The organism is Geoglobus sp. (assembly GCF_054018175.1).
The window spans coordinates 1-7,303 of record NZ_JBPLZQ010000002.1; the positions used below are offsets into that span (position 1 = coordinate 1).

Consider the following 7,303-nt stretch of genomic DNA (forward strand, 5'->3'; position numbering starts at 1 on the left):
TATATGTTCTCTCCAACCCTTCTCTCCCTGAGACTTGCCTGAATCTCTCCGAGGTAGAGTGCAGTTGTGAAGCGAGATGCGAGGGAGCCGAATATGTTGCCCCTCAGACCCATCAGACCTGGAAGTACGACGAGTAGGACGGGGTAGGAGATCATCAGCTTGTCGAAGTACTTGCCGAGAAATGTTCCGGAAACGAAGTTAAAACCGAGGCTGATGAGGAGCGCGGGGAGGGTGATTTTCCAGGCGTTTTTCAGCGAAGTTTTGAAGGTACCCTCCCCTATTGGCTCCACGCATATCCCCTCAGCGGGTTAATTTCGGGGAAGAAATAAATATAGTTTTCCAAAATAGAAAAATTTCAGTAGGGTGTTGCCCAGCTCTCGGAGTCCTTGTATACTGCCTCGTTTATGATCATTCTACCCTTTACTATTGGCTCTGGTTTTCTTATTGCTTCAATCCTGTAAAGTGTGGACGTGTAGAAGTTGTAGTCAATTTTCGCTCCGAACTTCTGCACCACGGGGAGCTTTTCCTGAAACCTGAAGAAATTCTTCTCATCTTCTGGATACACGTTGAACTTTCTCCTCAGGTCGGTTATTACGAAACCCATCTCCAGAATCATTTTCTGGATTTCGTACCACTTCTTCCTCGAAGCCTCGAGAGTGGTTATCCCAAAGTACCCCGCACACCCCTCTCCTTTTAGGGCGGAAACTCCTCTGCTGAGGAACAGCTTGAGTCCCGGGATTGTTTCCACAGGGTCTGTTACGAAGAGGTCAAACTTCTCTCTTAATTTGTCTGGCAGTTCTTCCTGAACGTCACATACCTCTGCCTTTACGGGCAGACCGTACTCGTCAGCGACCCTGTTTATGAAGTCTATCAGCCTTTCGTCGGCATCAATAACGCTCACCCTCTTGGGCATTTCTGTCAGTGCCGATGCTATGCTGAGGAGATCGTCATCTCCCACAACGAACATCTCGGCGTTGAGCAAGTCGCCCCTCTCATAAATGAACTCGACCCTTTTTATTACTCCTTCGGGGCTTATGAACCCCTGGTCGAACACTTCTGAGGTCTCCGGTCTGTCCTTTGCTATCTCTCTGTACTTTTTGAGAATCTCCTCGAAGTCCTTGGCTATTTCGTAACCCGTACCGTCGCAGCTCTTGCACCTGACGTCGATGTTAACTGCACCGAGTTCTGAGATGTGCCTCTTTCCGTCCTCTGTAAGTGTGACCTTCCCGTTTTCGATTACTATCAATCCGTCTCTCTCCAGCTCTCCTATTAGCTCAAAGAACTCGGGAAGGCTTGCATCCTGGCTGTCTATCAGCCTGTATACTGAAACCGGCCCTGACGACAGCGTCTGAAAAATCTGGTTCCGTATTCTCCTCATCATGTTCTAACCCCTGTCGAGAACATAGTGTCTGTATGATTCGGGTCTGAACTTCTCTAAGAAAAGCTCAAAGGCCTTGTCGGTTTTTCTCGTATCCCCGCACGTGAAGATGTCGAGGTTTACAAGCCCGTACTCCGGCCATGTGTGCAGAGAGATGTGGCTTTCAGCTATCAGAACAACTCCTGTGACTCCGTGTGGCTCGAACTGCTTGTAGTGAGAACTGACCTTTGTCAGCCCGGCCTCCTCGACGACGCTCTCTACTATCTCCCTTACCTCCCTCTCATAGGAAATCAGCTCCTTTGGAACTCCATACAGTTCCGCGATAATATGCTTTCCTACGATCATCTTCATCACCTGATCTGTTTTCTGCCATTTTTTTCCACCCCTCAGGATTGAAATCTCAATATTATATCAGCTTAATACCTGTTTTGGAACTGAATTTCTGGTAATATCTCGTGATTTTTAAAGTTTTCGCAGAACGTATTGAAATCGTCACTTTATTTCTGAAATGAAACGGAAACTATCGTTTTCTTTGAGTTTATTCAGGAGATTTCAGGCCATTTTTGAACAATTCTGCAAATTCTGTGTATTTTTGCGGCAGGCTTTATCTAATTTAATATTCATATACTGCTATAATTATTGGGCAGGGGTAGAAAAAATTTTAAATCCTCTTTTTAACTCAAGCTTCATACTTTGCAGGCTGCGCCCGTAGGAGGCGTCTGCCGCAGCACTACGGGGTGATGGAATGCTGGTGGATAAGGGTGTGCTGGAAGAGAAAATTGCTGAGGCAATTAACGGAGCGAAACCGAGGAAGTTCAGGGAGTCTGTCGAGATTGCGGTGAACCTGAGGAACCTCGATATGAAAAAACCGGAAAACAGGATTGACCAGGTTGTCCTTTTGCCCAAGGGTCTCGGAAAGCCGAGAAAAGTCGGCGTGTTTGCGAGAGGTGAGACTGCCCTTAAAGCGAAGGAGGCCAATGCTGACGTGGTAATATCACCGGAGGAAATCGACGATCTGGCAAAGAACAAGAGGGAGGCGAGGAAGCTCGCAAACAGAATGGACTTTTTCATAGCTGAAGCACCGCTGATGCCGGAAATCGGTAAGAAACTCGGTCCGGTGCTAGGACCGAGGGGTAAGATGCCTCAGCCCATTCCTCCGGGTGCGGATCCCACTCCCTTCATTCAGAGGCTGAGAAATTCCGTGAGAATAAGGACGAGAGACAAGCTCACGTTCCACGCTCCTATTGGCGCGAGGGACATGAATCCATCAGATCTGGCAGAGAACGCTATGGAGATTCTCAAGGTTGTTGAGAACAAGTACGATAATGCCCAGCAGGTGGTAAAGTCCGTGTATGTTAAAACCACTATGGGACCGGCAGTGAGGGTGATCTGAAATGTCAGCGGTCAGGGGTAAGGTTCCCCAGTGGAAGGTTGAGACGGTTGAGGAGATCAAGAGAATATTTCAGGAGTATCCAGTGGTGGGCATCGTCGGATTCAGAGGAGTCCCATCGTCTCAGTTTCAGGGGATCAGAAGAGATCTTAGAGGAGAGGTCCTGATCAGAGTTGTCAAAAACTCCCTTCTCAGGCTCGCGCTGGAGTCTCTCGGCGGCGAGTACAAAAAGCTTGAGGACTACATCGACGACCAGGTAGCAATTGTTGCGACAAAGCTAAACCCGTTCAAGCTGTACAAGAAACTTGAGCAGACGAAAATACCCTCTCCCCTAAAACCGAATCAGGTTTCACCGGTTGATGTTGTTGTGGAAGCAGGCCCGACGAACTTTCCACCCGGTCCAATACTCGGTGAGATTCAGGCTGGAGGAATTCCTGCAGCCATTGAGAGGGGCAAGATCGTTGTCAAGAATACTGTTACAGTTGTGAAGGCCGGGGAAGTGGTCAGACCTGAAGTTGCGAGAGCGCTGAATCTGCTCGAGGTAAAACCCATAAAAATAGGTCTCGAGACCAAGGCAGTGTTTGAAAACGGAATTGTGTTCACACCATCTGACCTAGCGATAGATGAGGCAAAGGTCTTCGAGGACTTCCTTGAGGCTGCGAAGAAGGCGCTGAATCTTGCAGTCAACTCTGCTTACGTAACGGAAGAGACTGCAGAGATCCTGCTCCAGAAGGCGTTCATGGATGCCAAGAACCTTGCAATCAATGCTGTCGTCTACGAGCCGGAGGTCATAGAGGACATAATTGGGAAGGCTCATTCGGAGATGCTCTCTCTTGCATCTCTGCTTGGTGACGAGGCGCTTGATGACGAGCTGAGGGAGATTCTCAGCTCAAGGCCTGCAGTGCAGACGGTTGCGGAGGAGAAGGTGGAAGAAGAGGCAGAAGAGGAAAAGCAGGAGGAAGAGGAAGAAGAGAAGGAGGAGTCGGCCCTCGAAGGACTGGGGGCCCTGTTTGGTTAGATTAACGGGGTGATGGAAAATGGAGTATGTGTATGCTGCGTTGTTGTTGCACTCAGCGGGGAAGGAGATAACGGAGGAGAACGTTAAGGCCGTGCTTGAGGCTGCTGGCATCGAGGTAAATGAGGCAAGGGTCAAGGCACTTGTCGCGGCACTCGAGGGTGTCGACATAGATGAGGCCATAAGCAAGGCAGCCTTCGCTCCAGCTGTCGCAGCTCCTGCTGCAGCTGCCGCACCTGCAGAGGCTGGAGCTGCAGAGGAGAAGGCAGAAGAGGCCAAGGAGGAAGAGGAAGAGCAGAAGGAAGAAGAAGCTCTCGAGGGACTCGGTGCCCTCTTTGGCTAAACCTTTTTTATTTTTATGAAAAAAAAGCTCGCCATAATTCTGGAGAAGCTTGAGGTTTTTCACAATCCGAAGATATCCCTGGAGCAGTATCCGACCCCTTCAGGTCTTGCCGGTGAGCTCGCGGTTACTGCGTCGCTTCTCGACAGTGGGACTGAAGTGTTTGCCGACCTGGGTTGTGGGACTGGAATACTCGCCATAGCTTTTGCGCTTGTGGGATTCAGAACCTTTGGTGTTGACATCGATCCTGAGGCATTGGTGACAGCGGTGAAGAATGCTAAAAAGTCTGGAGTGGAGGTTGATTTCGTTCTTGCGGACGTTAGGCGGTTTAACCTGAAGAAGAGGGTTGGCGTGGTAATGAACCCTCCATTCGGCGTTAAAAACAGGCATGCAGACAGACCTTTTCTTGAAAAGGCGTTCGAAATCGGGAGCGTGGTCTACTCAATTCACTCGGCTGGATCACTGAATTTCGTCGAGAAAATGGCGAAGGAGAGTGGGTTCAGGGTGACCCACCTATGGAGGTACAGCATTCCACTGAGAAGGACTTACTGGTTTCACGAAAAACAATATAAATACATACCCGTAGAGGTATTTAGAATGGAGAGGATGTGAAAATGTTTGTGTTTCCGGGAGATTTTCTGGGTTATGCTGAGGAGTACATCCCCGGAGAGGGCGTGTACGAGGAAGACGGTAAGCTTTACGCAGCAACAGCTGGAGAAGTTGTTGTCAGCGACAAGGTCATAGCTGTAAAGACAGTAAAGGAGATTCCTGAGCTCAAGAAAAACGATGTGGTCGTTGGGAGGGTTGTTGACACGAGAAACAGTTTCGCTATGGTGGAGATTGCGAGAAAGAAGGGAAGCGACAGGGCGCTGAGGTACTACGACAGGGCACTTCTTCACGTTTCCAATATCAGCGAGGGATACATGAAAAACATCGAAAACGGCGTGAAGTACTGGGACGTAATAAGGGCGAGGGTGATTGACGGAAACCTCAGGCTGTCGATCAAGGAAGAGGACATGGGAGTCATCAGGGCGGTATGCAGCGTCTGCGGGACGGAGCTTGTGAGGGACAAGGATAAGCTTAAATGCCCGGAGTGTGGGAATGTTGAGAGGAGAAAAATTTCTACGTATTACGGCAGTGGGGAGTGGTGAAAATGGAGGTCAAGGTCATAGAGCTGACGGAAGAGTATGCGAGGCTTCTTATTAAAGGAGAGGATCACACGTACCTGAACCTTCTTCAGTATGAGCTTGTTAACGACGACAGCGTCCTGCTTGCCAAGTACAACGTTCTCCACCCGCTCAAGGACGAGGCAGAGTTCATGATAAGGACTTCAGGTAAAAATCCCATCGATGCGTTGAAAGAGGCCAACGAGAGGATAATCTCAAAAGTGGATACAGTCCTCTCCCAGCTGTAACCATATTTTCAGAGCAATCAGTTCCTCAAAAAACAGTTTTTTCTTTCCAACGATCTCCCATCTGTATTCTGAATTTTCGAGATAGTCCCTTAGACTCTGGAATGTAAGTGATGACGCGATGAGAATTATCCTCCCTTTTTCGGATAAATTTTCCTTGATTTCATCGAGAAACCTCAGCGAGATCTCGACACCACTTCTGCCACCGTCTATCGCCTTCTCCAGCCAGTCTCCCCTCTTTTCCCAGTCCTCGAGTTCGAGATACGGAGGATTGAACAGTATGAGGTCGAATTTTCCAACAACGCCTCTTGCGAGATCTGTGAGAACGCACTCTATCCCGAATCTGCGGGCGCACTCGACCGCATGGGGGTTTATGTCCGTGGCGAGAATGAAACTGCACCTGTCCTTTAGAAAGTAGGAAACGAATCCGCTCCCAGTCCCGATCTCCAGGACACGATCGTCCTTTTTTACCTCGTTAAGGGCAGACTCCAGCAGCAGTTCGGAGTCTTCAGCGGGCTCATATACATTCCGACAGTCTCGCAAAAACCTCTGGAGGAATGTTTTCCGGTCTTTCATCTTCGAACTCACCTGCATTACAGGGTATATTGAGCTTCCTGAGAACCTTCCCAAATTTTTTCCTCCTGCTGCTGAACGCTTCTCTCAGAAGAACATCGAGCTTCTCCTTATCCCTGACGTGGATCTCTGGTTCAGGAACAAGTCTCACGATGGCGGAACTCACCTTAGGCATCGGTCTGAATGCCGCGGGTTTGACCACCTCGAGTATTTCGGCTCTGCAGTACGCTCTTGACATGACACTCAGTCTGCCGTAGCTCTTACTCCCCTCCCTCGCAGTAAGCCTCTCTGCGAATTCCTTCTGGTACATCACGACTGCAAGCCTGAATCCGTGTCTGAACAGCCTGAACGTGAGTTCTGAGGATATCTTGTACGGGATATTGGAAACGAACTTGTCAAATTTGGGCCATTCGACCTTCAGAGCATCGCCCTCGATGAGGACGAACCTTCCGTCGTCTATTTCTCGAGAAAATTTTTTTCTCAGAATTTCTGTGAATCTTCTATCCTTTTCTATACCGTAGACGACTCCTGCCCTCTTGAGCAGTTGAGCGGTCAGGTTTCCGGGACCGCAGCCGACCTCGAGAATTGCATCTCTTTTGCCAACATCTGCGTAGCTGACGATTCTCTGCAGGACTCTCCTGTCCGTCAAAATGTGCTGACCCTCTTTTCTGGAGAGTTTCATAAAATATTATGCCGTGAAGAGTCTGTACTTCACACTCGGGTCTTTGAGTTCTTCGATTATTCTGCTGACTATTGCCTTTTCAGGATGGGAAAGACCCCTAACTCTTTCGGATATGTCCTGAAAGCTCTTGAATGGGCCCTTTTTCCTCTCCTCAAGTATTGCCCACATGAGCTTCTTCCCTATTCCCGGCAGGAGTTCGAGCTGATGGAGTCTTGTCGTTATTGGGCCGGCGTTGTTAAAGAAATCCACAAATCTCTCCTCCTGCTCCTTGACAATGTGCTCGAGAACGTAGGGGAGTTCCGACTTCGCAGTGGGAGTGAGCTCGTCATATCTGAGCCTTTTCTTGATTTTGTTGACGACGTCCCTCTCCCCTTTTCCTATGTATACCTTTTCCATTATCAGCGGGTTCTTGCCTTTCTTTATGCTGACTTCAAGGAGCGTGAAGTGGTTTTCCCCAACAACCTGCGCGAGGGGCTCTCTTCTGTGTATTGGTGCTTTACTCTCGGGGTGCCCG

At 49.1% G+C, this 7,303-nt stretch carries 11 protein-coding genes and 1 pseudogene; 6 read left to right on the forward strand and 6 right to left on the reverse strand.

What is annotated here, in order from left to right; genetic code table 11:
• The 3 genes and pseudogenes from ACXJJC_RS00075 to speD all read right to left on the reverse strand — a co-directional run.
• A pseudogene (locus ACXJJC_RS00075) lies at positions 1 to 290 on the reverse strand (magnesium transporter); the annotation flags it as partial.
• Between the two features lie 65 nt (positions 291 to 355).
• Complete coding sequence (locus ACXJJC_RS00080) at positions 356 to 1,381, reverse strand: bis-aminopropyl spermidine synthase family protein (protein WP_456368409.1); 1,026 nt, start codon at positions 1,379 to 1,381, stop codon at positions 356 to 358.
• Between the two features lie 3 nt (positions 1,382 to 1,384).
• The gene (gene speD, locus ACXJJC_RS00085; protein WP_456368411.1) at positions 1,385 to 1,723 is read right to left on the reverse strand and encodes an adenosylmethionine decarboxylase; all 339 of its coding nucleotides are present in this window, start codon (positions 1,721 to 1,723) and stop codon (positions 1,385 to 1,387) included.
• Positions 1,724 to 2,123: 400 nt separating this feature from the next.
• On the opposite strand from speD, the gene ACXJJC_RS00090 reads away from it, so the two are divergent.
• From ACXJJC_RS00090 to ACXJJC_RS00115, 6 genes are read left to right on the forward strand one after another with little or no spacing between them, the layout of a single operon-like run.
• Positions 2,124 to 2,771, forward strand: a complete 648-nt coding sequence (locus ACXJJC_RS00090) for a 50S ribosomal protein L1 (RefSeq protein WP_456368413.1) — start codon at positions 2,124 to 2,126, stop codon at positions 2,769 to 2,771.
• Position 2,772: 1 nt separating this feature from the next.
• Positions 2,773 to 3,786: a 50S ribosomal protein L10 gene (locus ACXJJC_RS00095; RefSeq protein WP_456368415.1), complete on the forward strand. Its 1,014-nt coding sequence runs from the start codon at positions 2,773 to 2,775 to the stop codon at positions 3,784 to 3,786.
• Positions 3,787 to 3,805: 19 nt separating this feature from the next.
• A complete protein-coding gene (rpl12p, locus tag ACXJJC_RS00100) occupies positions 3,806 to 4,126 on the forward strand; it encodes a 50S ribosomal protein P1 (protein ID WP_048095161.1) in 321 nt (106 codons plus the stop codon).
• 15 nt (positions 4,127 to 4,141) lie between these two features.
• Complete coding sequence (locus ACXJJC_RS00105; protein WP_456368417.1) at positions 4,142 to 4,735, forward strand: METTL5 family protein; 594 nt, start codon at positions 4,142 to 4,144, stop codon at positions 4,733 to 4,735.
• A 2-nt stretch (positions 4,736 to 4,737) separates the two neighbouring features.
• The gene (locus ACXJJC_RS00110; RefSeq protein WP_456368419.1) at positions 4,738 to 5,274 is read left to right on the forward strand and encodes an exosome complex RNA-binding protein Csl4; all 537 of its coding nucleotides are present in this window, start codon (positions 4,738 to 4,740) and stop codon (positions 5,272 to 5,274) included.
• A 2-nt stretch (positions 5,275 to 5,276) separates the two neighbouring features.
• Positions 5,277 to 5,537, forward strand: coding sequence for an RpoL/Rpb11 RNA polymerase subunit family protein (locus ACXJJC_RS00115; RefSeq protein ID WP_456368421.1), 261 nt, complete (start codon positions 5,277 to 5,279; stop codon positions 5,535 to 5,537).
• Here the strand turns inward: ACXJJC_RS00115 and ACXJJC_RS00120 are convergent.
• The 3 genes from ACXJJC_RS00120 to ACXJJC_RS00130 all read right to left on the reverse strand — a co-directional run.
• A complete protein-coding gene (locus ACXJJC_RS00120; protein WP_456368423.1) occupies positions 5,505 to 6,077 on the reverse strand; it encodes a HemK2/MTQ2 family protein methyltransferase in 573 nt (190 codons plus the stop codon). The two genes, ACXJJC_RS00115 and ACXJJC_RS00120, sit on opposite strands and share 33 nt — an antisense overlap.
• Positions 6,052 to 6,789, reverse strand: a complete 738-nt coding sequence (gene rsmA, locus ACXJJC_RS00125; protein WP_456368425.1) for a 16S rRNA (adenine(1518)-N(6)/adenine(1519)-N(6))-dimethyltransferase RsmA — start codon at positions 6,787 to 6,789, stop codon at positions 6,052 to 6,054. Before rsmA ends, ACXJJC_RS00120 begins: the two co-directional genes overlap by 26 nt.
• A gap of 6 nt (positions 6,790 to 6,795) precedes the next feature.
• The coding region (locus ACXJJC_RS00130; protein WP_456368427.1) for a DUF655 domain-containing protein at positions 6,796 to 7,303 on the reverse strand (508 nt) is incomplete at its 5' end.

Coding starts and splice junctions, on each gene's coding strand:
- ACXJJC_RS00090 (WP_456368413.1), top strand. CDS start 2,124: ATGCTGGTGGATAAGGGTGTGCTGGAAGAGAAAATTGCTGAGGCAATT.
- ACXJJC_RS00115 (WP_456368421.1), top strand. CDS start 5,277: ATGGAGGTCAAGGTCATAGAGCTGACGGAAGAGTATGCGAGGCTTCTT.
- ACXJJC_RS00110 (WP_456368419.1), top strand. CDS start 4,738: ATGTTTGTGTTTCCGGGAGATTTTCTGGGTTATGCTGAGGAGTACATC.
- ACXJJC_RS00095 (WP_456368415.1), top strand. CDS start 2,773: ATGTCAGCGGTCAGGGGTAAGGTTCCCCAGTGGAAGGTTGAGACGGTT.
- rpl12p (WP_048095161.1), top strand. CDS start 3,806: ATGGAGTATGTGTATGCTGCGTTGTTGTTGCACTCAGCGGGGAAGGAG.
- speD (WP_456368411.1), bottom strand. CDS start 1,723: ATGATCGTAGGAAAGCATATTATCGCGGAACTGTATGGAGTTCCAAAG.
- ACXJJC_RS00105 (WP_456368417.1), top strand. CDS start 4,142: ATGAAAAAAAAGCTCGCCATAATTCTGGAGAAGCTTGAGGTTTTTCAC.
- ACXJJC_RS00080 (WP_456368409.1), bottom strand. CDS start 1,381: ATGATGAGGAGAATACGGAACCAGATTTTTCAGACGCTGTCGTCAGGG.
- rsmA (WP_456368425.1), bottom strand. CDS start 6,789: ATGAAACTCTCCAGAAAAGAGGGTCAGCACATTTTGACGGACAGGAGA.